The 25,925-nt window shown below is 65.0% G+C and carries 23 protein-coding genes and 1 other RNA gene; 15 read left to right on the top strand and 9 right to left on the bottom strand.

Going from position 1 to position 25,925, the window contains the following annotated elements; all coding sequences use genetic code 11:
* Positions 1-333: 333 nt before the first annotated feature.
* Complete coding sequence (locus tag HCZ97_RS18455) at positions 334-1,251, bottom strand: hydrogen peroxide-inducible genes activator (RefSeq protein ID WP_167690586.1); 918 nt, start codon at positions 1,249-1,251, stop codon at positions 334-336.
* Positions 1,252-1,349: 98 nt separating this feature from the next.
* Here HCZ97_RS18455 and HCZ97_RS18450 point away from each other — a divergent pair, with 98 nt between their 5' ends.
* Together HCZ97_RS18450 and HCZ97_RS18445 are read left to right on the top strand one after the other, a co-directional pair.
* A complete protein-coding gene (locus HCZ97_RS18450; protein ID WP_167690585.1) occupies positions 1,350-2,855 on the top strand; it encodes a catalase in 1,506 nt (501 codons plus the stop codon).
* Between the two features lie 153 nt (positions 2,856-3,008).
* Positions 3,009-3,734 (top strand): VIT1/CCC1 transporter family protein, encoded by a 726-nt coding sequence (locus HCZ97_RS18445; RefSeq protein ID WP_167690584.1) that lies wholly within the window; start codon positions 3,009-3,011, stop codon positions 3,732-3,734.
* Between the two features lie 175 nt (positions 3,735-3,909).
* Here HCZ97_RS18445 and HCZ97_RS18440 read toward each other — a convergent pair whose 3' ends face one another.
* The gene (locus HCZ97_RS18440) at positions 3,910-5,034 is read right to left on the bottom strand and encodes a DUF6456 domain-containing protein (protein ID WP_167690583.1); all 1,125 of its coding nucleotides are present in this window, start codon (positions 5,032-5,034) and stop codon (positions 3,910-3,912) included.
* A 234-nt stretch (positions 5,035-5,268) separates the two neighbouring features.
* Here HCZ97_RS18440 and HCZ97_RS18435 point away from each other — a divergent pair, with 234 nt between their 5' ends.
* On the top strand, positions 5,269-5,556 hold the full coding sequence (locus HCZ97_RS18435) for a DUF6477 family protein (protein WP_167690582.1): 288 nt from the start codon (positions 5,269-5,271) through the stop codon (positions 5,554-5,556).
* 147 nt (positions 5,557-5,703) lie between these two features.
* Here the strand turns inward: HCZ97_RS18435 and HCZ97_RS18430 are convergent, their stop codons facing one another.
* Positions 5,704-7,245 (bottom strand): trimethylamine methyltransferase family protein, encoded by a 1,542-nt coding sequence (locus HCZ97_RS18430; protein WP_167690581.1) that lies wholly within the window; start codon positions 7,243-7,245, stop codon positions 5,704-5,706.
* Between the two features lie 265 nt (positions 7,246-7,510).
* Between HCZ97_RS18430 and guaA the strand changes: the two genes are divergently transcribed.
* From guaA to eno, 3 genes are all read left to right on the top strand, one after another.
* The gene (gene guaA / locus HCZ97_RS18425) at positions 7,511-9,082 is read left to right on the top strand and encodes a glutamine-hydrolyzing GMP synthase (RefSeq protein WP_167690580.1); all 1,572 of its coding nucleotides are present in this window, start codon (positions 7,511-7,513) and stop codon (positions 9,080-9,082) included.
* Positions 9,083-9,350: 268 nt separating this feature from the next.
* Positions 9,351-9,770: a Fur family transcriptional regulator gene (locus HCZ97_RS18420; protein ID WP_167690579.1), complete on the top strand. Its 420-nt coding sequence runs from the start codon at positions 9,351-9,353 to the stop codon at positions 9,768-9,770.
* Between the two features lie 209 nt (positions 9,771-9,979).
* A complete protein-coding gene (eno, locus tag HCZ97_RS18415) occupies positions 9,980-11,254 on the top strand; it encodes a phosphopyruvate hydratase (protein WP_167690578.1) in 1,275 nt (424 codons plus the stop codon).
* A gap of 181 nt (positions 11,255-11,435) precedes the next feature.
* Here the strand turns inward: eno and HCZ97_RS18410 are convergent, their stop codons facing one another.
* Both HCZ97_RS18410 and HCZ97_RS18405 read right to left on the bottom strand, forming a co-directional pair.
* Complete coding sequence (locus HCZ97_RS18410; protein WP_368484399.1) at positions 11,436-11,948, bottom strand: PRC-barrel domain-containing protein; 513 nt, start codon at positions 11,946-11,948, stop codon at positions 11,436-11,438.
* Positions 11,949-12,102: 154 nt separating this feature from the next.
* Positions 12,103-13,044, bottom strand: a complete 942-nt coding sequence (locus HCZ97_RS18405) for a DMT family transporter (protein WP_217701824.1) — start codon at positions 13,042-13,044, stop codon at positions 12,103-12,105.
* Between the two features lie 220 nt (positions 13,045-13,264).
* On the opposite strand from HCZ97_RS18405, the gene HCZ97_RS18400 reads away from it, so the two are divergent.
* Positions 13,265-13,708 carry a cupin domain-containing protein gene (locus HCZ97_RS18400; protein ID WP_167690576.1) on the top strand — a complete coding sequence of 148 codons (444 nt, stop codon included), beginning with the start codon at positions 13,265-13,267 and terminating at the stop codon, positions 13,706-13,708.
* Between the two features lie 137 nt (positions 13,709-13,845).
* On the opposite strand, the gene pgi is transcribed toward HCZ97_RS18400, so the two are convergent.
* The 4 genes from pgi to HCZ97_RS18380 form a co-directional block, all read right to left on the bottom strand.
* Entirely contained in the window at positions 13,846-15,450 is a 1,605-nt protein-coding gene (gene pgi / locus HCZ97_RS18395) for a glucose-6-phosphate isomerase (protein ID WP_167690575.1), read from the bottom strand.
* Positions 15,451-15,510: 60 nt separating this feature from the next.
* Entirely contained in the window at positions 15,511-16,182 is a 672-nt protein-coding gene (gene pgl / locus HCZ97_RS18390; RefSeq protein WP_167690574.1) for a 6-phosphogluconolactonase, read from the bottom strand.
* Positions 16,179-17,630 carry a glucose-6-phosphate dehydrogenase gene (zwf, locus tag HCZ97_RS18385; RefSeq protein ID WP_167690573.1) on the bottom strand — a complete coding sequence of 484 codons (1,452 nt, stop codon included), beginning with the start codon at positions 17,628-17,630 and terminating at the stop codon, positions 16,179-16,181. Before zwf ends, pgl begins: the two co-directional genes overlap by 4 nt.
* Before the next feature lie 281 nt (positions 17,631-17,911).
* On the bottom strand, positions 17,912-19,024 hold the full coding sequence (locus HCZ97_RS18380) for an anhydro-N-acetylmuramic acid kinase (protein WP_167690572.1): 1,113 nt from the start codon (positions 19,022-19,024) through the stop codon (positions 17,912-17,914).
* Positions 19,025-19,088: 64 nt separating this feature from the next.
* Here HCZ97_RS18380 and tyrS point away from each other — a divergent pair, with 64 nt between their 5' ends.
* The 8 genes from tyrS to HCZ97_RS18340 all read left to right on the top strand — a co-directional run.
* Positions 19,089-20,342: a tyrosine--tRNA ligase gene (tyrS, locus tag HCZ97_RS18375; protein ID WP_167690571.1), complete on the top strand. Its 1,254-nt coding sequence runs from the start codon at positions 19,089-19,091 to the stop codon at positions 20,340-20,342.
* Positions 20,343-20,500: 158 nt separating this feature from the next.
* Positions 20,501-20,869 carry an STAS/SEC14 domain-containing protein gene (locus tag HCZ97_RS18370; RefSeq protein ID WP_167690570.1) on the top strand — a complete coding sequence of 123 codons (369 nt, stop codon included), beginning with the start codon at positions 20,501-20,503 and terminating at the stop codon, positions 20,867-20,869.
* A 53-nt stretch (positions 20,870-20,922) separates the two neighbouring features.
* Positions 20,923-21,274, top strand: a transfer-messenger RNA (tmRNA) gene (gene ssrA / locus HCZ97_RS18365).
* 124 nt (positions 21,275-21,398) lie between these two features.
* A complete protein-coding gene (locus HCZ97_RS18360) occupies positions 21,399-22,511 on the top strand; it encodes a class I SAM-dependent RNA methyltransferase (RefSeq protein WP_254871602.1) in 1,113 nt (370 codons plus the stop codon).
* 142 nt (positions 22,512-22,653) lie between these two features.
* On the top strand, positions 22,654-23,931 hold the full coding sequence (gene chrA / locus HCZ97_RS18355; protein ID WP_167690568.1) for a chromate efflux transporter: 1,278 nt from the start codon (positions 22,654-22,656) through the stop codon (positions 23,929-23,931).
* 124 nt (positions 23,932-24,055) lie between these two features.
* Positions 24,056-24,589 carry an SspB family protein gene (locus HCZ97_RS18350; RefSeq protein ID WP_167690567.1) on the top strand — a complete coding sequence of 178 codons (534 nt, stop codon included), beginning with the start codon at positions 24,056-24,058 and terminating at the stop codon, positions 24,587-24,589.
* Positions 24,590-24,801: 212 nt separating this feature from the next.
* Complete coding sequence (locus HCZ97_RS18345; protein ID WP_167690566.1) at positions 24,802-25,359, top strand: methyltransferase type 12; 558 nt, start codon at positions 24,802-24,804, stop codon at positions 25,357-25,359.
* Between the two features lie 212 nt (positions 25,360-25,571).
* Positions 25,572-25,925, top strand: a 354-nt coding sequence (locus tag HCZ97_RS18340) for a lyase family protein (RefSeq protein ID WP_254871601.1), incomplete at its 3' end; no start/stop codon positions are given.

Raw genomic sequence — 25,925 nt, 5'->3', positions numbered from 1 at the left:
TGTTTCGGGGCGCGTGTTCGAGGGGTGGTTTTTGGCCGCTTGAGGGGCGTCGGTAGCCTGTCTGTTTCACGTCGGTATTGCGTCGGTATCACGTCGGTGCGCTCCGCACGGGGGTGTGGGGGGTGGTTAACCTTTTGGAAGGAGGGTGCTGCCGGGAGAGCGCCGGGCGGATTGTGGGCTGGGATGCCTCCGGCGGGAGTTTTTGGGCAAGAAGAAGGATGGGGCGGGATGGAGAGCCCCGGGTGCGGTGGGCGCGGGAGGCGGAGACGACAACGGGCGACGGCCCCCTCGATGGGGGCGGCGGGCGTTTTTGGGTCTGCGGGGTTTTGCGGATCAGGCGCGGGTGGCCTGGACCAGCTCTTCGCCGGTTTCCGACAGGATCCGGGCCAGGGCGCGGAACCAGCCGTCATCGGGCGTGGCGCGGCGGCGGACCAGGGCCACGGTGCGGAATGGCTCCGGGCTGGTGAAGCGGCGCAGGGTCAGCCCATGGGCTTCCGTGCGCAGGGCCAGTTCGGGCAGCAGCGTCAGCCCGAAGCCGGCGGCGACCAGCCGGGTCAGCGTGGCGAGCGAGGAGGCGCCCATGTCGATCTGGGCATGGCCCCTGCCCCGTCCGCAGACCTCAAGCGCCTGATCGGTCAGGCAGTGGCCGTCTTCCAGCAGCATCAGCCGGGCCGGGCCGATCTGTTCCGGGCGCAGGCTTTCGCGGCGCGCGCCAAGGGCGGCCATCCCGGCCTCTGATCCGGCCAGCAGAAAGCGGTCCTGAAACAGCGGCGTGACCTCGAGCGCGCCGTCGCTGTCCAGTGGCAGGGCGACGACCGCGGCATCGAGACGTCCGGCCTGCAGATCCTCTATCAGCCGCGCGGTGGTGCCCTCTTGGACCTGGACCGAGAGGCCGATATCCTCTTGCCGGATCCGCGCGAGGGCGCCCGGCAGCAGGAAGGGCGCGATGGTGGCGATCAGCCCCAGGCGCAATTCGCCCGCCAGCCCTTCGTTCCAGCGCGCGATCTCAGACAGCACCTGCATTTCGGCCAGCACCTTTTCCGCCTGGCCCAGCACCAGCCGCCCGAAGGGGGTCAGCACCACGTCGCGCGCGCGGCGTTCCACCAGCGGCGCGCCCAGCATCTGCTCCATCTCACGGATCTGCACCGAGAGCGCGGGCTGGGAGACATGCACCGCCTCTGCCGCGCGGCCGAAATTGCGATGCGTGGCGAGCGACTTGAAATAGCTGAGTTGACGGAGCGTGAGGTTCATAATGGCTGATTATCAAAAGCGGAGGAAACTGCAATTGGATCCTATGCGTTGGGGCTGGAACGACCCTTCCCAAGCCCGATCGAGAGGACCCGATTTTCATGGCTGACAAGACGCGACTGACGACAAGTGCCGGTGCCCCGATGCCGACCAACGACCATTCCCTGACCGCAGGCAAGCGCGGGCCGGTGCTGATGCAGGATTATCAGCTGCTGGAAAAGCTGGCGCATCAGAACCGCGAGCGCATTCCGGAGCGCCCCGTTCACGCCAAGGGCTGGGGCGCGTTCGGCACCTTCACCGTCACGCAGGATATCACCCGTTACACCCGGGCCCGTCTGTTCAGCGAGGTCGGCAAGCAGACCGAGGTTCTGGCGCGCTGGTCCACCGTGGCCGGGGAACAGGGTGCGGCGGATGCCGAGCGCGACGTGCGCGGCTTTTCCCTGAAGTTCTATACCGAGGAAGGCAACTGGGACATGGTGGGGAACAACACCCCCGTCTTCTTCGTGCGCGATGCCTACAAGTTCCCGGATTTCATCCGCACCCAGAAGCGCCATCCCAAGACCAACCTGCGCAGCCCCGAAGCCATGTTCGATTTCTGGGCCGGACAGCCCGAATCCGTGCACCAGGTCACCATCCTGATGTCCGATCGCGGCATCCCCAAGAACCCCGCCCGGATGAATGGCTATGGGTCGCACACCTATTCGCTGTGGAACGACCAGGGCGAGCGCTTCTGGGTTAAGTTCCATTTCAGGACTCAGAAGGGCCATGCCTTCCACACCAATGCCGAGGCCGAAGAGCTGATTGGCAAGACCCGGGAGAGCTACCAGGAGGATCTGTACAACATGATCGACGGGGGTGATTTCCCCCGCTGGAAGGTCTTCATCCAGATCATGGAGGAGGAGGAGGCGACCCGGCAGAGCTTCAACCCCTTCGATCTGACAAAGGTCTGGCCGCACGGGGATTTCCCGCTGATCGAGGTCGGGGAGCTTGAGATGAACCGCAACCCCGAAAACTACTTCATGTTCGTGGAGAACGCGGCCTATGCGCCCTCCAACATCGTGCCGGGCATTTCCTGGAGCCCGGACAAGATGCTTCAGGCGCGGATCTTTGCCTATGCGGATGCCCATCGCTACCGGCTGGGCACCCATTACGAACAGCTGCCGGCGAACCATGCCAAGGCCGCGGCAGAGGTGAACTTCTACCACAAGGACGGGGCGATGCGCTTTTTCCCCCCGAAGACCGGCCATCCGGATGCCTATTACGAGCCCAACCAATATGACGAGGCCGCCCGCGCCGATCCTGGCGTTGCGGAGCCGCCCCTGCGGATCGACGGCGATGCGGACCGCTATGACCCGGCGGATCCGGATGCCGATTACGTCCAGCCGCGCGCGCTTTATGCAGAGGTCATGGATGACGATGAACGCGCCCGGCTGCATTCCAACATGGCCTCGGCCATGGGCCCGTGCTCTGACGCGGTGAAGGAGCGCTGGTACGCGGTGCTGGGCAAGGTGCATCCCGACTACGAGGCGGGCGTGCGCAAGGCCGTGGAAGATGACGTGAACGCGGTGCCGGTGACGGATGACTCGCAGGTGACGACGAGGGGCTGACCGCCCTGCCCCTTGCAGGGCGATGCTATCGGGCCATGACGCGCCCCGTGCCTTCCTGGCACGGGGCGTTTTCTTGCGCGCTCTGCTGGTCACGGCGCGGGTAGTCTGGTCTTGTCGGCATGCGGGCCGCGGCGGCCCACGCGAGGAGATGCCATGGAGCAGGCCCAGCCAGAACGCCAGCCAGACCGGTTCGCCCGGGTGCAGGATTTCGTCAAGCAGATCGTCTATGGCGGCAACGACGGGATCGTCACGACCTTTGCCACGGTGGCGGGCTTCGCGGGAGCCTCGCTTGAAGGGGGTGCGGCGATCGGGGGGCTGGCGGTGCTGGTCTTCGGCCTGGCCAATCTTTTTGCGGATGGAGTCTCCATGGGGATGGGAGAGTTCCTGTCCGGGCGGGCGCTGCGCGATCTTTACTGCCAGCGGCACAGGCGCAGCCTGCGGCAGATCGCGGAGGCGCCCGTGGAGCAGCGCGCGCGGTTCGAGGGGCTCTTGGCGCAGCGCGGGCTGGATCCGGAGGAGGCCGGCGCGACGACGCGGATCCTGGAACGCCACCCGGCGCTGATGGCAGAGATGGAGCTTGCCTGGGAGCACGGGATGCATGATTCAGGCCCCGATGCGCCGGGCAAGAACGGGCTGGTCACCTTTGGCAGCTTCCTGACCTTCGGGGTGGTGCCCCTGGTGCCATATTTCCTGTTCGATCCCACGCCCCTGACCTTCCGCGTCTCTGTCGGCGCGACGGTCCTGGCGCTGACCGCCCTGGGACTGCTGCGCTGGCGTGCAACCGGAGAGCGACTGGGGCGCACCCTTCTGGAGACCGTGGCCGTGGGGCTGCTTTGCGCCGGCGTGGCCTATGTGGTGGGAATGCTGGTGGGTGGCTGATTGGATCTGGAGGGCACTTTAATTTCCCCTGCAGCAGGCGCAATTGTCGTCTGACTGGAAACAAAATGCAGCGGCTCATTAATATTCACAATATTGAATAATTAACGGCAGGCCAGAAAAAAACCCGGCGCGCTTGGCGGCCGGGTTTTTTAGTCCGGGGAAATGGGCGCCTGATCTAGCCGATCATGCCGCTGTCCCGGGGTTGGCGGCTGTAGTGGCGGTGCAGCCGATCCAGGGCGATGCGCAGGACGATCTTGCCCGAGCGCGCGGACCAGCCCAGCTTCTTCTCTGCGGTTTCCAGCCCCTCCATGTGGCAGCAGACGCGCAGCGCCACATCGGCAAGGCCGGGGCCAAGCTCTTCCAGTGCGGCGGCCACGCGGCGGCCTGCGGCCTCTTGCCCCCGGCCACCGCCCTGCCCGCCAGAGCTGGTCACCCCGGCGGTCAGGAAGCGATCCCAATCCTGGGTCATGCGGGGGCCCATCTGGGCCAGTTCGAAATCCTCTCTCAGGCGTTCGCCGGCGCGCACCTGTTCGGCACGTAGGAAGGGCGCGCCGTCCCGGTCGCGCCGCCGCGCCAGGGCGGCCACGGGGCTATCGCTTTGATAAGGGCGGCCACGGCCGGGCGTGTCCTCTTCCCCGTGGTCTTCCACCACCGGGCGGGCGCTGCGATGATCAAAGCTGACCATGCCTTCGGCAAAGCCGCGCGCGGCGTTTTCTGACCGTGCAATCAATTGGTTGAGCATGGTGCGCCCGGCACTGGTGATGACGTAGCGCGACACGCGACCGGGCGACTTGCAGGCGATCCAGTCCTTGAGGGCCATGGCCTCTGCCAGGTCGCGTGTGACCACGTCCAGCCGGTCCGGAGAACCGTCGGCCCGGTCCCGGACGATCACGGCTTTCTCCATCTCCTGGGCGACGGCAAGGACGGTGCCGGCCTGGGCAAGCTGGCGCAGGACGGGCAGAGCGTCACGGCGCAGGGTGGCTTCGGATACGGGCGGTTTAAAATCTTCCGGCAGAGAGGGTTTCATCTGGTCTGGCTCCTGTTGGTCCGCGAGGGGGCTGGCAGGCCCCGCGCTACGCCCGATGCGGCTGAGCGCATGATCCACGAGGGGATCGTCGCGCAGGCTCTCCAGGCGGCGGATCTGGCGCAGGATGGTGGAGGCGTGGCAGCCCGCCTCCCGCGCCAATTGACGAATGGAAACGCCGTCCTGCCTATGCGCGATGTAATGCCTTGCGGCATCCGGCAGCCAGCCGGGCAGATTTGCGCAATGGCAAAGGTCGTCTTCTGACAATGTGGTCATGAGAGTATCGATCCGGCAAAACATGATTGCGGGGTGTCCCCAATTTGAACCACAGTGAACGGCGTTAGGGTTTCCTAAGGGTTAACGGTTAACCCCCATTCCGAGAATTGTTTCCAAATAATAAACTATCCTTGCCCCACCGTACGGCGTAATAGGGCCTGCGCAACGCCCGTCATGATTGAGTGACCCACCGGACAAGGCGTCCGGAGCACCGGGTTAACAGGGAATGATGACATGCAGGACATTCAGACAATGCTGGGGCAGCTGCGCCGTCCGAAGCTTCTGACCAGCGCCGCGCGGATCGCCGCAGAGAGCTATCGCCGTGAGCGGCACCTTACCGCGCTGATGGGTCAAAGCGTGCTGCCCCGCCACGGGGCAGCGGCGCTGCGGCTGCTGGAAATGGAAGCGGAGCTGGACCGCCAGCGCCGCAACAGCGAGGAGATCTATTCCCCCGCGCGCCATGTCAGCGTGCTGTCGGCCCTGCTGGGGGAAGTGGCGCTGATCCAGGCGGTCGCGGCCTGAGCCGGGCCGCCTTTGCGGATCGCTGTTCGCGGGGTATGCCTGAACGACACGAGCGGCCCCCAAAGGAGGCCGCCCGGTTCATGTCAGCTAAGGTGTATCCCGGTTTGGGCCCGCCCTGTCAGGGCGACGCTCAGGCGAAGACGGCGCTCAGGAGAAGGCGTCCGGCATCTCGCCCTTGCGGCGGGCGACATAGGCGGCCAGCGCCTCGGCTATGGCGGGATCGAGCGGGGGTTGCTGGTAGGTGTCCAGCATCTTGCCGACCCGCACCGCCGCCAGCTGCTGGCTGGAGCGCGCGCCTTCGTCGGACCAGGTTTCAAAGGGCTTGTTGTCCAACACCTCTGAGCGCCAGAAGGCGGTCTGGAAATGCCGCTGGGTATGGCCGCAGCCCAGGTAATGCCCGCCCGGCCCCACTTCGCGGATGGCATCCATGGCCTGGGCTTCCTCATCATGGGAGACGCCGCCGGCGATGCGGTGCAGCACGCCCAGCTGATCGGCATCAAGCACGAATTTCTCGACCGAGGCGGCAAGCCCGCCTTCCAGCCAGCCGCAGGCGTGCAGCATGAAGTTCACCCCGCCCAGCAGCGCCGCGTTGAGCGTGTTGGAGGTTTCATAGGCCGCCTGGGCATCGGGCAGCTTGGAGCCACACAGCCCCCCGCCGGAGCGGAACGGCAGCCCCAGTCGGCGGGCCAGCTGGCCGGCGCCGTAGAGGATCTGGGAGGCTTCCGGTGTGCCGAAGGTGGGCGCGCCGGAGTTCATGTCGATCGAGGTCACGAAGGCGCCGAAGATCACCGGCGCGCCGGGGCGGACAAGCTGGGAATAGGCAACGCCCGCCAGCCCCTCTGCCAGGACCTGCGTCAGCGTGCCGACGACGGAGACCGGCGCCATGGCCCCACCGACGATGAAGGGCGAGATGATGCAGGCCTGCATGTTGGCCGCATAGACCTCCAGCGCGCCCATCATCGTGTCGTCGAAGGTCAGCGGCGAGTTGATGTTGATCAGCGAGGTCATGTAGGTGCGGCTGAGCTCTTCCTCCTGGAAGAGGATCTTGCACATGTCGACGCTGTCCTGAGCGCGGCTGGGTTCGGTCACGGAGCCCATGAAGGGCTTGTCCGACAGGGTCATATGGGCATGCAACATGTCCAGGTGACGCTTGTTGACGGGCACATCCGTGGGTTCGCAGACCGTGCCGCCGGAATGGTGCAGCCACTTGGACATGTAGCCCAGTTTCACGAAGGTGCGGAAATCCTCCATCGTGGCATAGCGGCGCCCCCCGTCGAGGTCGCGCACGAAGGGCGGGCCGTAGACCGGCGCAAAGACCAGCCCCTTGCCGCCGATCTCGACCGAGCGTTCGGGGTTGCGGGCATGCTGGGTGAAGCTGCCGGGCGCGGTGGCGCAGAGCTTGCGCGCAAGGCCCCGGGGAATATGCACCCGTTCGCCCTGGATCTCCGCGCCGGCCTCTTTCCAGCGGGCCAGGGCTTCGGGATTGTTGACGAAATTGACGCCGACCTCTTCCAGCACCGTTTCGGCGTTGGCCTCGATCACCTGCAGCGCCTCTTCCGAGAGCATCTCCATGTTGGGGATCTTGCGCTCGATCGCCGGGACGTTGTCGAAGTGCACCGCACTGCGCGCCGCCCGCCGGGCTGCCCCGCCGCCGCCGCGTCCGCGTCTGCCTGTTGCTGCTTCACTCATGACCTTCTCCCCTGCCCGAGCGACTCGCACGATGGGGGTCGCGCAAGTCCGATGTTCTCCGTTGATAACGGCCCGGCGGGTCGCGCAAGGGCCGGATTGCGTCGCTTGGGACGAAAATACGACACTTTCCCTACGGGAGGGTTGAGAGCGCCCGGGGCGCGGCGGGCGCATCCCTGGGGCATCACGGGCGCGCATGGGCGGCGAAGGCGGCATTCCGGTACCGCTTTCTCTTGCGCGTTTCGCCGCCCCGCACTAATGCGGGCACATGAGCCAGATATCCCATGACCGCCTCCTGATCATCGACTTCGGCTCGCAGGTCACGCAGCTCATTGCGCGACGCCTGCGGGAACTGAAAGTCTATTGCGAGATCCACCCCTACCAGAACGTCACGGACGCGTTCCTGGAGGAGTTCGCCCCCAAGGCGATCATCTTCTCCGGCGGTCCGGATTCGGTGATGCGCGAGGGGTCCCCCCGCCCGCCGAAAGCCGCCTATGACAGGGGCGTGCCGATCCTGGGCATCTGCTATGGCCAGCAGGTCATGATGCATGACCTGGGCGGACGGGTCGAAGCGGGCGAACATGCCACCGCGGAATTCGGCCGGGCCTGGGTCACGCCGACGGAGGCCCGCAGCGATTTCACCGCCGGCTGGTTCCTGGACGGATCGGGGCGCGAACAGGCCTGGATGTCCCATGGCGATCACGTGGCCGAGATTGCCCCGGGGTTCGAGGTCTACGGCACCTCCCCCGGCGCGCCCTTCGCCATCACCGCCGACCTGGAGCGCCGCTTCTACGCCGTGCAGTTCCACCCGGAGGTGCACCATACCCCGAACGGCAAGACGCTCTACGAGAACTTCGTCAAGATCGCCGGGTTCGCCGGGGATTGGACCATGTCCGCCTACCGCGAGGAAATGGTCCAGACGATCAAGGACCAGGTGGGCGACGCCAAGGTGATCTGCGCGCTGTCGGGCGGCGTGGACAGCTCTGTCGCGGCAGCCCTGATCCACGAGGCAATCGGAGAGAACCTGACCTGCGTCTTCGTCGACCACGGCCTGCTGCGCCTGAACGAGGCAGAGGAAGTCGTGGGCATGTTCCGCGATCACATGAACCTCAAGGTGATCCACGCGCAGGAACAGGACCTCTTCCTGGGCGAGCTCGAGGGCGTTTCCGACCCCGAGACTAAGCGCAAGATCATCGGCAAGCTCTTCATCGACGTCTTCCAGAAATACGCCGACGGGATCGAGGGCGCAGCCTTCCTGGCGCAGGGCACGCTTTATCCCGATGTCATTGAATCGGTCAGCTTCTCCGGCGGGCCCTCCGTGACCATCAAGAGCCACCACAACGTCGGCGGCCTGCCCGAGAAGATGGGCCTGAAACTGGTTGAACCGCTGCGCGAGCTCTTCAAGGACGAGGTCCGCGCCCTCGGGCGCGAGCTGGGCCTGCCCGACAGCTTCATCGGCCGCCACCCCTTCCCCGGACCGGGCCTGGCGATCCGCTGCCCCGGTGAGATCACCCGCGAGAAGCTGGAGATCCTGCGCAAGGCGGATGCGGTCTATATCGACCAGATCCGCAAGCACGGGCTTTACGACGAGATCTGGCAGGCCTTCGCCGCCATCCTGCCGATGCGCACGGTTGGCGTGATGGGCGACGGGCGCACCTATGATTACGCGCTGGCGCTGCGGGCCGTGACCTCGGTCGACGGGATGACGGCGGATTACTTCCCCTTCAGCCATGATTTCCTGGGCGAGACCTCGACCCGGATCATCAACGAGGTGAAGGGCATCAACCGCGTCTTCTACGATTGCACCTCCAAGCCGCCGGGCACCATCGAACTGGAGTGATCCCGGGGGCGCCGCTCCTAGGGATCCACTGCAAAGCCCCCCGGAACGCCGTTCTGACAGAAAGACCCCTTCGCCCGAAGGGGTCTTTCCTGTCTCGGCAGGGCGGCGCGCCGGGATCCGCCCCTTCCTTTAGCCCCCCAGCCGGGGCCTGCAAACCCGGCTGACAACCGGCTGCCGCGCGCCCCAAGCCCGCCGCCGGCCTGCCAGCGGTTGACCCCGGGGGCCGGGAGCGGCAAATCTGACACAAGAGAAAAGCGCGGCGGACCACATGCCCAAGAAAGACACGATCCAGACCCGATGCGAAGCGTCCGGCCTGCGCATGACCGAACAGCGCCGGGTGATCTCCGGCGTGCTGGATACGGCGCGCGACCACCCTGACGTCGAAGAACTGCACGCGCGGGCCAATGCGCTGGATCCGCGGATCTCCCTTGCCACGGTCTATCGCACCGTCAAGCTCTTCGAGGAAGCGGGCATCCTGGAAAAGGTCGATTTCGGCGACGGGCGCTCGCGCTACGAGGATGCCGAACGCGAACACCACGACCACCTGATCGATCTTGCCACCGGCAAGGTGATCGAATTCGTCGATCCCGAGATCGAGGCCCTGCAGGAAAAGATCGCCGCCAAGCTCGGCTATCGCCTCACCGGCCACAAGCTGGAGCTCTACGGCGTCCCGATCAAGAAGGACTGATCCCGCCGGGATCCCTTTCATCTGGCCGGAAATACTTCGGGGTGAATGGCGCCAAAGGCGCCAGAGGGGCAGCGCCCCTGCCTTGCCCGCCATGATCCGCGCCAATTTCCCGCTTTAACGCAAACACTTGCCACAGGCCCCTTTCCTCGCATCGAGGGAGGCCCTAAGACTTGCCCAGACGCCATTTCTCAACAAGGGACATTGCCCCCATGAGCACCATCATCGATATCCACGCCCGCGAGATCCTGGACAGCCGCGGCAACCCCACCGTCGAAGTGGACGTGATCCTCGAAGACGGCACGCTGGGCCGTGCCGCTGTCCCCTCCGGCGCCTCCACCGGGGTCCATGAAGCCGTGGAAAAGCGCGATGGCGACGCATCCCGCTACATGGGCAAGGGCGTCCTGGAAGCCGTGGAAGCCGTCAACGGTGAGATCGCCGACACCATCGTCGGCTTCGAAGCCACCGACCAGGTCGGCATCGACCTCGCCATGATCGAGCTCGACGGAACCGAGAACAAGGGCCGCCTGGGCGCCAATGCCATCCTGGGCGTCTCGCTTGCCGTGGCCAAGGCCGCTGCCGATTTCACCGGCCAGCCGCTGTTCCGCTATGTCGGCGGCACCTCCGCCCGCGTGCTGCCGGTGCCGATGATGAACATCATCAACGGCGGCGAACATGCCGACAACCCGATCGACATCCAGGAATTCATGATCATGCCCGTCGCCGCGGAGAACATCCGCGAAGCCGTGCGCATGGGCTCTGAGGTCTTCCACACCCTGAAGAAAGAGCTTTCCGCCGCCGGCATGTCCACGGGCCTGGGCGATGAAGGCGGTTTCGCACCTGAGCTTGGCTCGACCACCGAGGCGCTCGACTTCATCCTGAAGTCCATCGAAAAGGCCGGCTACAAGCCGGGTGAAGAGATCTTCCTGGCGCTCGACTGTGCCTCGACCGAATATTACGTCGACGGGAAGTACGAGATGAAGGGCGAAGGCAAGTCCCTGACCAGCCAGGAGAACGCCGATTACCTGAAGGCGCTCTGCGACGCCTACCCGATCATCTCGATCGAGGACGGCATGGCAGAGGACGACTGGGAAGGCTGGAAGATCCTGACCGACCTGCTGGGCGACAAGGTGCAGCTGGTGGGTGACGACCTGTTCGTGACCAACCCCGCCCGTCTTGGCATGGGCATCGAAAAGGGCGTGGCGAACTCCATGCTGGTGAAGGTGAACCAGATCGGCTCTCTGACCGAGACGCTGAAAGCCGTCGATATGGCCCACCGTGCGCGCTACACCAACGTGATGTCCCACCGCTCCGGCGAGACCGAGGATGCCACCATCGCGGACCTGGCCGTGGCCACCAACTGCGGTCAGATCAAGACTGGCTCGCTGGCCCGTTCCGACCGGCTGGCAAAATACAACCAGCTGATCCGTATCGAGGAAATCCTGGGCGAGACCGCGGAATACGCCGGCACCTCGATCCTGAAGTAAGGCCTGCCCCATCAGCCCTGCCCCAGCCCTTGGGGGCCGGGCCATGGAAGCCTATGCTGAAACGAAGAAAGCCCGGAGCGATGCTCCGGGCTTTCTTGTCTGGATCGCCCTGCCGGGCACGGGGACTGTCAGGCAGGGGTCAGGCAGACAGGTTCAAAACTGTGTTCAAACCGGCTGGGGATTAGTCCCAGAAGCCTTCATCGACTTCTTCCAGCTGTTCCAGCTCTTCTTCGCTCTGGTTGGTGACCAGGGCGTATTTCTCGTCATCGACGGGCACGAGGCGCACGTTGCTGACGGGGATCATCACGTGTTTGTCCGCGATGTCCAGGAAACCACCGATTTCACCAACCACGCCGATCATCTGACCGGAGGAGTCGAGCACGACGTCTTCGATCTCGCCGATGTCGTTCCAGTCGTCGCCAACGGCGTCATAGCTGGTGTCCATCGACCATTCGTCGTCGGCTTCGTTCATGGTGTAGATCGTGCCACCGGTGATGTCGCGGGTGCGGATCAGCTTCGCGTCGCCCATCTCATGGGAGGACATGTTGTCGTGGGACGCCATGTCGGAGGTTTCAGCCGATTGGGTCATCTCGGTGTCGGTGGACATATCCGCTGCACCGTCGGACTGCGCGAGGGCGCCGGTTGCAGCAATGGCAGAAATGGCGGTAGCGCTCAGAAAAGTACGAAAGGTCATGTGGTTATCTCCATATTTGCTTCATCCACACAACGTTGGGTGCGCGTAGTTGTTCCTGAGAAAGTGCAAAATTTTTCGGCAGGCCTTCGATTGCCTGTCGCCGCAGGGTTGCGCGGTGCCCCCTGCCAGCAGCGCGTGACGCCGCCCTGCCCACCTAGCTTGGCGGCGCCTGAACCGGCACGGCAGCCTTGCCCTTGCGGGCGCGTTCGCGGTGCGTGATGTAGAGCGCCGAGGCGATGATCACCGCCGCGCCGATCAGCGTCCATGCATCTGGAATCTCTCCGTAAAGGAAGAACGCCATGAGCGCGACATAGGGCAACCGCAGGTAGGTCAGCGGCGAGATGACAGAGGCCTCTGCCGATTGCAGGGCGCGGGTCAGGCCGTACTGCCCCAGCGTGCCGCAGAACCCGGTTCCGATCGCCAGCAGGATCACCGTGCCACCGGGCCAGGTCCAGACCGACAGCGCCAGCGGCAGGATAAACAAAAACTGGCCGGTGGTCGCCCAGAAGACCATCCGCTCTGCCGGCTCCGTCCGCCCCAGCAGGCGCACGCAGAGCGTCACCCCGGCCATGGCGCAGGCGCCGAAGGCCGCCACCAGCGTGCCCAGCTCGAACGCGGCTGACCCGGGCCGCAGGATGGCAATCATGCCGGCAAAGCCGATGGCCACCGCGATCCAGCGGCGCAGGTAGACCCTTTCATGCAGGATCAGCACGGAGAGCACCACGACAAGGATCGGCGCGGCAAAGGCAATGGCAGAGACCTGGGCCAGCGGGATCTTGGCAGAGGCATAGAAGGTGCAGGTGAGCGGCACGGCGGCCAGCGCGGCGCGCAGGAACATCAGGCGCGGCTGGGTCGGGCGCAATGACACCCTCTGGTGGCGCAGAAGCGGCAGGATGAGCACCAGCCCCACCGCGGCACGCAGGAAGGCATTCTGGAACGGATGGCTGCCATGCAGGGCCATTTCCCGCGCCAGAACAGCCATGGAGCCCGTGCCGATGGCAGAGGCACACATCCACAGGAAGCCGGCGAGGATCTGGTTCGGCCTGTACCCCTCTGGTGTCAGGGGGTTGTCCTTGGGGGCCGGCATCTGAAGCATTCTCCGAAACTGGGGCAACCGGGCCATATCACCGGTTTCAGCGGGGGAAGTCCAACGGGAAGGCGCGTGATTGGGAGTGAGTGCGGGTTTGCCCCCTGCTGGCTTGACCGGGATTGCACCGGCCCGCCGGGCCGATATCCTGCGGCCCTGAGCCGGGCGCCGCGCGCGCCCGCAGGCGGCTTATCCCACCGCCTCCAACCAAGCCAAGAAGAGAGCCGCCATGACCCCGGAAGAGATCATCACCCTGCTTGACCTTGCCCCGCACCCGGAGGGCGGCGCCTACGTGGAAACCTGGCGCGCCGAGGCGGCGGGGGGCGCGCATCCTACCGGCACGGCGATCTATTTCCTGCTGAAGGAAGGCGAGGTCAGCCATTGGCACAAGATCGTCTCGACAGAGGTCTGGCACCATTATGCCGGCGCGCCCGTGGAACTGCGCCTGTCACCGACCGAGGCCGGCCCGGCAGAGGCCCATGTACTGGGCAAGGACCTGGCGGCGGGCGAGCGGCCCCAGGTCATCGTGCCCCCAGGCTATTGGCAGGCCGCGCGGCCAATGGGGGGCTGGGCGCTTGTGGGCTGCACGGTTTCGCCCGGCTTTGACTTCAAGGATTTCGTGCTGGCAGACCCGAGTTTCGACATCCCCGCGGCGCCTGACGGATCACGCTGAAACTTTCGCCGTTAGCCCCCCGTGTCTTCACCGAGGCAGGGCGTTGCGGGCCTTTCCCGACGGCCGCGCAACGGGCGAAGAGGCTTTCTGGCAGTCTCTTCGCCTTTCACTCTGTGCGCTTTCTGCGCGCGGGCGGATCAGGTCCCTGCGCGGATCGCGGCGATCAGCCCGGCAGTGGAGCCGTCCTTGCCCTCTGTGCCCTGCTCGCCCGCAAGGATCGGGGTGAGAGTCTTGGCCAGTTCCTTGCCCAGCTCCACGCCCCATTGATCGAATGAGTTGATGCCCAGCACCACCCCTTCGACAAAGACGCGGTGTTCGTAAAGCGCCACGATCTGACCCAGCACGAAGGGCGTGAGCTTGGGGTAAAGCAGCGTGGTGGAGGGGCGATTGCCCGGGAAGACACGGTGGGCCGCCTGGCGGGCCAGTTCATCGCCCTCGAACCCGGCCTGTTCCATCAGGCCCGTCGCCTCTTCCAGCGAGCGCCCGGTCAGCAGGGCTTCGGATTGGGCCAGGCAATTGGCCAGCAGCAGGTCGTGCTGATGGGCCAGGTCGGGCTCATGCCCTTCGATACCGGCCATGAATTCACAGGGCACGATGCGGGTGCCCTGGTGGATCAGCTGGTAAAAGGCGTGCTGGCCGTTGGTGCCCGGCTCCCCCCAGACGATGGGGCCAGAGTCCACGGGCAACGGGCCGCCATCCATGGAGACGCGCTTGCCGTTGCTCTCCATCTCGAGCTGCTGAAGGTAGGCCGGCAGGCGCAGCAGGCGTTGTTCATAGGGCAGCACGGCGCGGGTGGCATGGCCCAGGCCCTGGTTGTGCCAGATGCCGACGAGGGCCAGCAGGACCGGGAGGTTCTCTTCGACCGGAGCGTCGCGGAAATGCTTGTCCATCGCCTGCGCGCCGGAGAGGAAGGCGCGGAAGTTTTCAGGCCCCACGGCGATCATGATCGGCAGGCCAATGGGCCCCCACATGGAATAGCGCCCGCCAACCCAGTCCTGGAAGCCGAAGACACGGTCCGGCGCGATACCCCATTCGGCAGCCCCCGCGGCATTGGAGCTGAGCGCGGCAAACTGCGCGCCGGTGTCGCTGACCTTGGCCGCCATCCACTTGCGCGCGGTTTCGGCGTTGGTCATCGTCTCGATCGTGGTCAGGGTCTTGGAAGCGACGATGACCAGCGTGGTTTCCGGGTTCAGACCCGCCAGCACGTCATGCACATGCGCGCCATCCACGTTGGAGACGAAATGCACCCTGGGCCCGTCGCAATAAGGTGCCAGCGCCAGGTTCGCCATGACCGGACCCAGGTCAGATCCGCCGATGCCGATATTGACCACATCTGTGATCGCGCCACCCTGCCCGGTAAAGCTGCCGTCGCGCAGCGCGGTGGCGAAAGCCTCCATCCGATCAAGGGTGTCCAGCACCTCGGGCATGACGTCATGGCCATCGACCATGACCGGCGTGCCATCGAGGTTGCGCAAGGCCGTGTGCAGGACCGCGCGGCCTTCGGTTTCATTGATCTTCTCACCGGTGAACATCGCCGCGCGCTTGGCGGGCAGATCCACGGCCTCTGTCAGCGCGATGAGAGCCGTAAGCACCTGCTGGTCGATGCTGGTCTTGGAGAAGTCGAACAGCAGGTCATCGGCCCGCACCGAAAAGCGGCTGAAACGGTCCGGGTCCTGGGCAAAGAGGTCAAGAATGGAGCGGTCGCGCAGCTCATCGGCCAGCGAGGAAACCTGTTCCCACATCGTCTAAACTCCTTTTCAGAGCAATGGGTTACAATTCAAACTTAAATCTGTTCGGCGCGTTTACTCGGCCCAGTGGACCGTGGCCGCGGCCAGCACGGCGGCAATCGGGGCTTCTTCCGGCGGCAGGCTGCGCGCGCGCTCAAGCGCTTCGCGTTTCTCCGGGCCGGTGATGATCACATGGGTCGACAGCGCGCCCTTCAGGTAAGGCGCGGTGATGGTGATCCGGGGTTCGCCGGCGCCGGCTGCGCGCATCGGCAGCAGGATCGGCGCATCGGCGGCAAGCGCCTCTTCCAGGCGGTCGGCCCCGGGGAAGAGAGAGGCCGTGTGCATGTCCCCGCCCATGCCAAGCACCAGCACGTTGATCGGCATATGGGGCGCGAGCGCTTCGGAAAGCGCTTCGAGCGCGCCTTCAGGTTCGGGCGCATCGGCGTAAAGCGGCAGCAGCCGAGCGGCGGCGGCATGACCTGACAAAAGCCGGCGGCGCAACAGCCCGGTGTTGGAGCGCGGGCTGTCTTCGGGCACCCAGCGTTCATCATTCAGCACCACGTCAACGCGATCCCAGTCCAGCTTGACCGAGGTCAACGCATCGAAGATCGGCCCCGGCGTCGTGCCGCCGGGCACGGAGAAGGTCACGCGCTCCTCGTGACGCAAGGCTGCGCCCAATTCGCCCGCAAGCGTATCGGCCAGGCTGAGCGCCATCATGTCCCGATCGGGGTATTCCTGGAAATTCATGCCTTGATCTCCCGCCAGCGGCGTCCGTCCTTGTGCATCAGCATCATGCTTTCTTCCGGGCCGGTCGATCCCTGGTCATAGGCGAACGGCCTGTCGCCGCGCGTCTCCCAGCCGTCGATGATCGGGTCGGCCCAGGCCCAGGCGGCCTCGACCTCGTCCCCGCGCATGAACAGGGTCTGGTTGCCCCGGATCACATCCATGATCAGCCGTTCATAGGCGTCCGGCACGTCCTCGGCATCCGGGCCAAGCGCGTCGGCGAAGGTCATGTCGAGCGGCACGTCGACCAGGCGCATCCCGCCCGGCCCCGGTTCCTTGATCGTCACGCCCAGGTCCATGCCTTCGTTCGGCTGCAGGCGGATGGTCAGGATGTTGCGGTGGCTGCCGCTTTCCGGCCCGAAGATCGAATGCGGCGTCTCCTTGAAGACCACCGCGATTTCCGAGGTGCGCGCCCGCAGTTTCTTGCCCGTGCGCAGGTAAAGCGGCGTCCCCGCCCACCGCCAGTTGGAAATCTTGACCTTCATGGCGATGAAGCTTTCCGTGCGGCTGGTCAGATCGCCCACGTCGGAGAGGTAATCCGGGTTCTTGCCGGCAGAGGCATATTGCCCGCGCACGATATCGTCATGAGGAACGGGCTCCAGTGCCCTGATAACCTTGAGCTTTTCGTCGCGGACGGCATCGGGCTCAAACCGTGCGGGCGGCTCCATCGCGATCAGGCAGAGTAGCTGCATCAGGTGGTTCTGCACCATGTCGCGCATCGCGCCGGACTTGTCGTAATATTCGCCGCGCCCGCCGACGCCCACGGTTTCGGCAACGGTGATCTGGATGTGATCGACGTATTGCGCGTTCCAGAGCGGTTCGAACAGCATGTTGCCGAAGCGGACCGCCATGAGGTTCTGCACCGTTTCCTTGCCCAGGTAATGGTCGATCCGGTAGATCTGGCTTTCGTCGAAATGCTCTGCCAGGTCCTGGTTCAGCGCCCGGGCCGAGGCCAGGTCGTGACCAAAGGGTTTTTCGACCACGATGCGGGTGTTCTGATCGGCCAGCCCGTTGGTGCGCAGCCGTTCGGCCAAGGCGCCAAAGAGGCTGGGCGCGACGGAGAAGTAGAAGGCCTTGACCCGGTCGCCTTCCAGCTTTTCGGCCAGCGTCTGCCAGCCCTCTTCGCCAAGCGCATCGACATGGACGTAATCGAGGTGAGAGACGAACTCTGCCACGAGGTCCTTGTCATAGGCCTTGGCATCGAATTCCTTGATCGCATCGGCGATGATCTGCTGGAATTCTTCCTTGCTATGCTCCGATCGCGCGGCCCCGATGATGCGGCTTTCGCCCTCCATCTGGCCAGAGACGAACCGGCGGTAAAGCGCGGGCAGGATCTTGCGGCGGGCAAGGTCGCCCGTGCCGCCGAAAATGACCAGGTCGAACGTATCGACGGGAATCACTCGCGAAACCATCAAAGCTCCTTTCCGAACTGCGTTCCGGCGCGGCATCGCCTGCGCTGCGTCGCGGCGGGATCGCGGGCACCATAACAGATGCGCAAGACACCACAATGCCGACCGTTAGCGTTAACTGCGCCGCAAGTGGCGCATTACCTGCCTTTTTCGCCCAGCGTGTTCCACAGGGCACAGCCCCGGCGCCCGCGCCGCCGCGCAATCAGGCAGAGCAGGTCGGGACAGCGCGGGATCCGTGCAGATCCCGCCGTTGTCTGCGCTGTTCAGGCCGTTGTCTGCGCTGTTCAGGCCGTTTGGCGCAGGGCTGGCTGGCTGAGTTGGCCGCCAGGCTGCGGCTGGGGCACTGCGGTCGTGCCGGGGGCCGAGAGCGGCAGGCCACGGGCGCTGCGCACGGCCAGGTAGGCAAAGGCCTGGGCTTCCAGCATGTCGCCATCAAGGCCGACGTCCTCTACCGCGACGGCCGGGATTCCGCAGCGCGCCGCCAGCATCTGCATCAGGACCGGGTTCATGCGGCCGCCCCCAGTGACCAGAAGCTGTGCCGGACGGGCGGGCAGAAGCGCCAGGCTGCGGGCCACGCTTTCGGCGCAGAGCGCGGTCAGAGTCGCAGCGGCATCGGCATCCGACAGCCCTTCGCAGAGGCCGGTGAGATCACCGAAATCGTTTCGATCCAGGGACTTGGGCGGCACTCTTGAGAAATAGGGATGCGCCAGAACCTTTTCGACCAGCCCTTCATCCGGCGTGCCCTTCGACGCCAGCGCCCCATCGGCATCATAGGCGAGGCCCAGGCGCGCCATCAGCAGATCGTTCACCGGCGCATTGGCCGGACCGGTATCAAAGGCCAGCAGTGCCCCCGGCATGGCCGGCTCCGCGATCAGCGGGTCGACCCAGGTGACGTTACCCACGCCGCCAAGGTTCAGGAAGGCCACCGGTTCCTCTGCCCCGATCCAGCGCGCACAGGCGTGGTGGAAGAAGGGCGCAAGCGGTGCCCCTTCGCCCCCCGCCGCCACATCGGCGGTACGGAAATCCCAGGCCACCGGGCAGCCCAGCCGCTCGGCCAGGGCCGCGCCGTCGCCCAGCTGGTGGGTGCCGCGCCCATGGGGATCATGCGCCAGGGTCTGACCGTGGAACCCGGCCAGCTCTGCCTCTGGAAAATCGCTGAGCAATTCCGCGTGCGCGTTCAGGGTGACCTCTGCCGCGGCGGTCAGCCGTGCGTCCTCACCCGGCCAGAGGCCAAGCGCTGCGGCCAGTACCGCCTGTTCGTCCTTGGAATAGGGCCGGTAGCCACTGCGACCGAAGCCGAAGATCGCCTGCCCGTCGGTTTCCACCATCGCCGCGTCGACTCCGTCCAGCGACGTTCCCGACATTGCGCCAAGCGCCTGTATCGCCCCTGCCTTCATGGTCTTTTCCTTTGTCTTGCCCGAGCGTATAGAGTGCCCTGCAACACAAACCTGGACAAGTGTCATGACCTACATTCCGAAGTCGGATTTCCTGGCCACCATCATCGAGCGCGGCTTCCTGGCCGATTGCACCGATCTGCAGGCCCTGGACGAAGCGCTGCTCAAAGGCGTGGTGCCCGGCTATATCGGTTATGACGCCACGGCGGCGTCCCTGCATGTTGGTCACCTGATGAACATCATGCTGCTGCGCTGGTTCCAGAAGATGGGCGGCAAGCCGATCACCCTGATGGGCGGCGGCACCACCAAGGTGGGCGATCCGTCGTTCCGCGCGGATGAGCGCCCGCTGCTGACCCCGGATGCGATCAACGCCAATATCGACGGCATGGGCCGCGTCTTTGCCCAATACCTCGATTACAGCGACAGCCCCAATGGCGCGCTGATGCTGAACAATGCCGAATGGCTGGACGGGCTGAACTACCTTGAGTTCCTGCGCGACATCGGCCGGCATTTCAGCGTCAACCGGATGCTGTCCTTTGAATCCGTGAAATCCCGGCTGGACCGCGAGCAATCGCTGTCCTTCCTGGAATTCAACTACATGATCCTGCAAGCCTATGATTTCCTTGAGCTGAACCGCCGCTACGGCTGCATGGTCCAGATGGGTGGATCGGATCAATGGGGCAATATCGTCAACGGGATCGACCTGACCCGGCGCGTCATCGACCAGGAGATCTACGGGCTGACCACCCCGCTGCTGACCACCAGCGACGGGCGCAAGATGGGCAAGTCCGCCAATGGCGCGACCTGGCTGAACGGCGAGATGCTGAGCCCCTACGAGTTCTGGCAGTTCTGGCGCAACACGACCGATGCGGACGTGGGCCGGTTCCTGAAACTCTACACCGAGCTTCCGGTGGACGAATGCAACCGACTGGGCGCGCTTGGCGGCTCCGAGATCAACGAGGCCAAGGTGATCCTGGCCAACGAAGTCACGGGCATGCTGCACGGGCCCGAGGCCGCCGTGACCGCAGAGGCGACCGCGCGCGAGGTCTTTGAAAAAGGCGGCACGGGCGATGACCTGCCCACCCTTGAGCTGACCGCGGAAGAGGTTGGCGCGGGCATTTCCGTGTCCCAGCTGATCGTGCGCTCTGGCCTGGCCAAGACCGGCAAGGAAGCCAAGCGGCTGATCGCGGACAATGGCGCGCGGATCGACGATGCGCCCCTGACCGATGCCGGCCTGATGCTGGACGCCACCGCGCTGGCCTCTCCGGTCAAACTGTCGGCCGGCAAGAAACGCCATGCGCTGGTGAAACTGGCCGGCTGAGGCCTTTATCCCCCGAGGCGGTCCCATCGGGATGGCTTCGGGGGCATTTCCAGGCACGCACCCTGCCCGCGGTTTCCCGCCATATGCTGCACGTCCCCCTTCCCTAAGGTAAGCGGATCGTCCTAGGCTGGCTGGATTAGCAGCCTGGGAGTGATCCGATGATCGACATAGACCTTGATATCGAAAAGGGCATCCTGCTGGCCACCGCGCGCGGCACGGTGACCGGCGAAGATTACGAAACCCACCTGGCCCCGGCGGTCGAACGCATGGCGGCAGAGCATGGCAAGATGCGCCTGCTCTACTGGTTCGGGCCGGAGTTCGAAGGGTTTGAGGCCAGCGCCATGTGGTCCGACATGAAGCTGGGCCTGTCCCACATGAGCGCCTTTGAGAAGGTCGCGGTGGTGACGGATGTGCACTGGCTGTCGGCATCCGTGCAAGGCATGGGCTGGCTGATCCCGGTACCGGTCCGCGTCTTTGCCAATGACGCCATCGGCAAGGCGAACGCTTGGCTGATCGAAGACAGCTGACACAGCGGCACTGGTGATTTTCGCGCAGCCACGTGAAAAATTTGCACCAGAAACCCTTTGAAATCCCCGAAGCAGGGCCCTATATCAGCCTTGTCCCTTCGGGGACTATGGACATAAACGCGCTCGTAATAAGCGGCTCGGACCCGGGGGCGGTACCCGGCGGCTCCACCAAATATCCTGTGTTGGAAGGATCATGGGGCCGAAATAGGATCGACGAACGTCTAAAGGGGTTAGCTTTGTCTCGGCTGTCTGCCACCGTTACCGGCGAAATCAGTACAATTGCCAACAACAATCGTGCTCCGATGGCTCTGGCAGCGTAAGCTGTCCGAAACATCGAAACTTAAGCCCTTGGGCCTAGCAGCTTAAGGCGGGGTTCGCAGGTACCTGGCAACAGAAACCTGCACTTCCCTTCCCCCACAGTTCCACCAGTGATCAAGCCGGCCAGAGGCAGGCGGATTTTGCGCGCGCGTTGCAGATGGGCGCAAGCTTGTCCTCGCAGAGGGGCGCGTTTGTCTGTATGAGCCAGCGGATGAGCGACACATTCGAGATATTCTGCGCCGTGGCCCCCGGGCTTGAAGACTGCCTTCGCCAGGAAATGGCCGAGGCGGGCTTTCCCGATCCCCAGGCGACCCCCGGCGGCGTCACCTTCCAGGGGCGCTGGCCCGATGTCTGGCGGGCCAATCTGGAGCTGCGCGGCGCCGCACGGGTGCTGGCCCGCATCGGCGGTTTCCCGGCCTTCCACCTGGCGCAGCTGGACAAGCGGGCGCGAAAGTTCCCCTGGGGGGATTTCCTGCGCGCCGATGTCCCTGTGCGGGTCGAGGTCACGACCAACAAGAAATCCAAGATCTACCATGGCCGCGCCGCCCAGCAGCGGATCGAAACCGCCATCCGAGAGACCCTTGGCGCAGAGATCGCGCCCGAGGCAGCGGTTGTCGTGAAGACCCGCATCGACGACAATATCGTCACCTTCAGCCTTGATACCTCTGGCGAGCCGCTGCACCGGCGCGGCAACAAGGAGGCCGTGGGCAAGGCCCCGATGCGGGACACCCTTGCGGCGTTGTTCCTGCGCGACTGCGGCTATAACGGCGATGAACCGGTGCTGGATCCGATGTGCGGCTCTGGCACCTTCCTGCTGGAGGCCGCCGAAATCGCGCGCGGGCTGAAGCCGGGGCGCAACCGGGCCTTTGCCTTTGAGCAGCTGGCCGGTTTCGACCCCGAGGCCTGGGTAGCGCTGAAGGCGCAGGCGCCGAAGGCGGGCGACCTGCCCCGCTTTTATGGTTCTGACCGGGATTCCGGTGTCATCGGCATGGCCGGCAAGAACGCGGGACGCGCGGGGCTTGACGGAGACATCGATTGGACCTGCGCGCCGGTCTCGGCGCTTGTGCGCCCGGATGGCCCCGCCGGGCTGATCCTGACCAATCCGCCCTACGGCGCGCGGATCGGGAACAAGAAGCTGTTGTTCCCGCTCTATGGATCCCTGGGCAAGGTGCTGGCCGAGCAGTTTTCCGGCTGGCGCGTCGGGATTGTCACCTCTGAACCCTCGCTGGCAAAGGCCACGGGGTTGCCCCTGCTGCCGCCGGGCCCACCGGTGTCTTTCGGGGCGCTCAAGGTGCAGCTTTGGAAGACCGCGCCGCTGCCCTGAGGGGGTCCTTCCCGGGCAGTGTTGCGCCAGGTCCGCAACGGCAAAGGATCGCCGGCTTCCCGCAGGATAAGCGGGGCGAAGGCTTGACCACGCCCGGGGGCTCGGCAAACCTTGGCCCAGAGCAGCCAGCCCCGAGGATTCCATGCCAAGCCCCGATACCCCACCCAGCTGGGGCGCCCTTTTTGCGGCTTTCGGAAAGATCGGGCTGGCCAGTTTCGGCGGCCCGGCGGCGCAGATCGCCGTCATGCACCGCGAGCTGGTCGATACGCGCGGCTGGCTTGCCGACAAGGCCTTTCTGGGCGCGCTGAGCTTCTGCATGCTGCTGCCCGGCCCCGAGGCGATGCAGCTTGCCACCTATACCGGATGGATGAAGCGCGGCCTGGCCGGCGGGCTGCTGGCTGGCCTGCTGTTCGTTCTGCCCGGGGCCGTGGTGATCGGCGCGCTGGCGCTGCTGTACCTGGAATGGGGCAACGTGCCGCTGGTGCAGCAGGCCTTTTTCGGGATCAAGGCGCTGGTGGTGGCCATCGTGGTGCAGGCGCTTGTCCGGCTCAGTGGCAAAGCGCTCGAGGGGCGCGCCGCCCATGTGCTGGCCATCGCCGCCTTCCTTGCCATCTTCGCCTTCGGACTGCCCTTTCCGCTGATCGTGCTGACGGCCGGGCTATGGGGCTATTTCCTGGGCGCCCAGACAGAGGCGCAGAGCCCGCTGCCCGGCCCCGCGCCCCATTGGGGGCGCAGCCTTGGCGCGCTTTGCCTCTGGGCGGTGCTGTGGCAGTTGCCGGTTCTGGCGATCTGGCTTTCCGGGGATCGCTTCCTGTTCGAGCTGGCGCGCTTCTTTTCCCTGCTTGCCGGGCTCAGCTTTGGCGGGGCCTATGCGCTGCTGGCCTGGATGACACAGGTGGTGGTGCAGGATTTCAGCTGGCTGACCGCCGACCAGATGATCGACGCCCTGGGGCTGGCGGAAACCACGCCCGGCCCCCTGATCCTGGTCACGCAGTTCGTGGGCATGCTGGCGGCTGCCCTGCGCGACGGGCCGCTTTACGGTGTGGCTGCCGGGGCGCTGGTGCTTTGGGTGACCTTCGTGCCCAGCTTCGCCTTCATCTTCACCTTCGCGCCCCACGTGGAGCGCCTGTTGCACCAGCCCCGCCTGGCCGCCGCCCTGCGCGCCATCACCGCTGCCGTCGTGGGCGTCATCGCGAGCCTCGCGATCTGGTTCACGCTGCACGTCATCTTCGACGTGGTGGTAGAGACCGGCGTCCTGCCAATGCCGGACCCAAGCACGCTGCAGCTGCGCGCGCTGCTGCTCATTCTATGTGCCTTTGTCCTTATCTTCGCGCTGAAAGTCCGGCTTTTCCCGGCCCTTGCCCTCATGGCCCTAGCGGGAATTGCCTTTGGCGCCAATACGATACCCGCGATAGTTTAAGCGGGCTGTTTCCGCTACGTCCCCCCAGATGCCCGGGGCGGACTGGCGCAAAATCTTGCCGGGTGATCTTTTGTTTTGGTTCGAATCCCCTATGCTCGGGGGAAATCAGACTTGGAAGACGCCAATGGCCCGGACGATCGACTACGGCAACCTCATGCACCGCGCGATGCGGGGACTTATCTTCGATGTCCTGACGGATGTCGCGGAGAACGGCTTGCCGGGGGCGCATCACTTCTTCATCACCTTCGACACCACTCATCCGGATGCGGAACTGGCCGACTGGCTCAAGGATCGCTACCCCAGCGAGATGACCGTGGTCATGCAGCATTGGTTCGATGATCTGCAGATATCGGAATCCGGCTTTGCTGTGACCCTGAACTTCGGCGATGCGCCGGAGCGCATGTTCATCCCCTTCGACGCCATCCAAACCTTTGTCGATCCCTCCGTGGAATTCGGCCTGCGCTTTGAGACGCAGGATTACGATGACGACGAGGAAGAGGACGACGAGGACGACCTGGGCATGGGCGATGACGATCCCACCCCGCCGGAGCCGCCGCGCCCGCTGCGCGACCGCTCCAAGAAGGATCAGCCCGCCGACTCCCAGGAACGCCCCACCGGCGAGGCAGAGGTCGTGCGGCTGGACAAGTTCCGCAAGTAGGCCGCTCGCGCTATCGCGGATCGGTGACGGTTTCACGACGCCGCTGCGACGACAGAATGAAGAGCCGCGCCCGGGCGCGGCTTTTTTCATGGTCACATCAAGGTCACTGCCCAAGCCCATGAAACTTTTGTAAATTCCGAAAATCCTGCTTGCCGGGCACCCCGGTCGATCGCTTAAGTCGCGCCAAGGATCACCCATGGGGAGAGAGCGACGTGCCTAGCGATTTCACGGTGTTTATCGGACAGATGATGCGCAAGCCGAAAGAGGTTTCGGCCATCGCGCCCTCTTCCGCGGCGGTGGCGCGCAAGATGACCGAAGGGGTCGAGATGGTCGAGGGACCGATCCTTGAGATCGGACCGGGCACCGGCAGTTTCACCAAGGCGATCCTGGATCGCGGCGTGCCGCCGGAACGGCTGATCCTGATGGAGCTGAACCCACGCTTCTGCGACGCGCTGCGCGCGAAGTTTCCCGGCGTCCGGGTTCTGAACCGCCCCGCGCAGGAGATTGAGGAGATCGGCGTGACCAACCTGGGCTGCGTGATTTCCGGCGTGCCGGTCCTGGCCCGGCCCCAGATCCAGAGAGAGGTCGTGGGCCGCGCCTTCAACGTCATGTCGCCAGAGGGTGTCTTCGTCCAGATCACCTATTCCCCCAATGCGCCGATCCCGCCCGAGGTGCAGGCAGAAATGGGCATCCACGGCGAAAGGCGCGCCACGGTCTGGGCCAACTTGCCGCCCGCGCGGGTCTTCGAGTTCCGCCGCCGCGCGCAATAGCGCCCCGCCAGCCAAGCGTGTTCCGGCCCGCAAGCGTTGTGACCAAAGCCCAACCCATTTCGTGATCACAGAGGGAAAATGCGTGATCACATCCAGGGAAATCCCTCTTGTTTTAACGGTTCGCCCCGGACCGTTAGCGGGAACGGCATTGATTTCGCCGCTGCTTTGGCTAAACCGGCTGCGATATTCCAGCATGGAAATGGGAGAGACGCATGACCGCGACCCGCACCGAGACCGACAGCTTCGGCCCTCTTGAAGTCCCCGCCGACAAGTATTGGGGCGCTCAGACGCAGCGCTCGATCATGAACTTCCCCATCGGCTGGGAAAAGCAACCGGTGCCGATCATCCGGGCCCTGGGCGTGATCAAGAAGGCCTGTGCCATGGCCAACAAGGCCAATGGCGACATGGAGCCGGAGATTGCGGATGCGATCATCGCCGCAGCCGGAGAGGTCATCGAGGGCAAGTTCGATGACAACTTCCCGCTGGTGGTCTGGCAGACCGGGTCGGGCACTCAGTCGAACATGAACGCGAACGAGGTGATCTCGAACCGCGCGATCGAGATGATG

It is taken from the genome of Pseudooceanicola sp. HF7 (genome assembly GCF_011806405.1).
GTDB lineage: Bacteria > Pseudomonadota > Alphaproteobacteria > Rhodobacterales > Rhodobacteraceae > Pseudooceanicola.
This window is presented reverse-complemented; position numbering and strand designations above follow the sequence as displayed.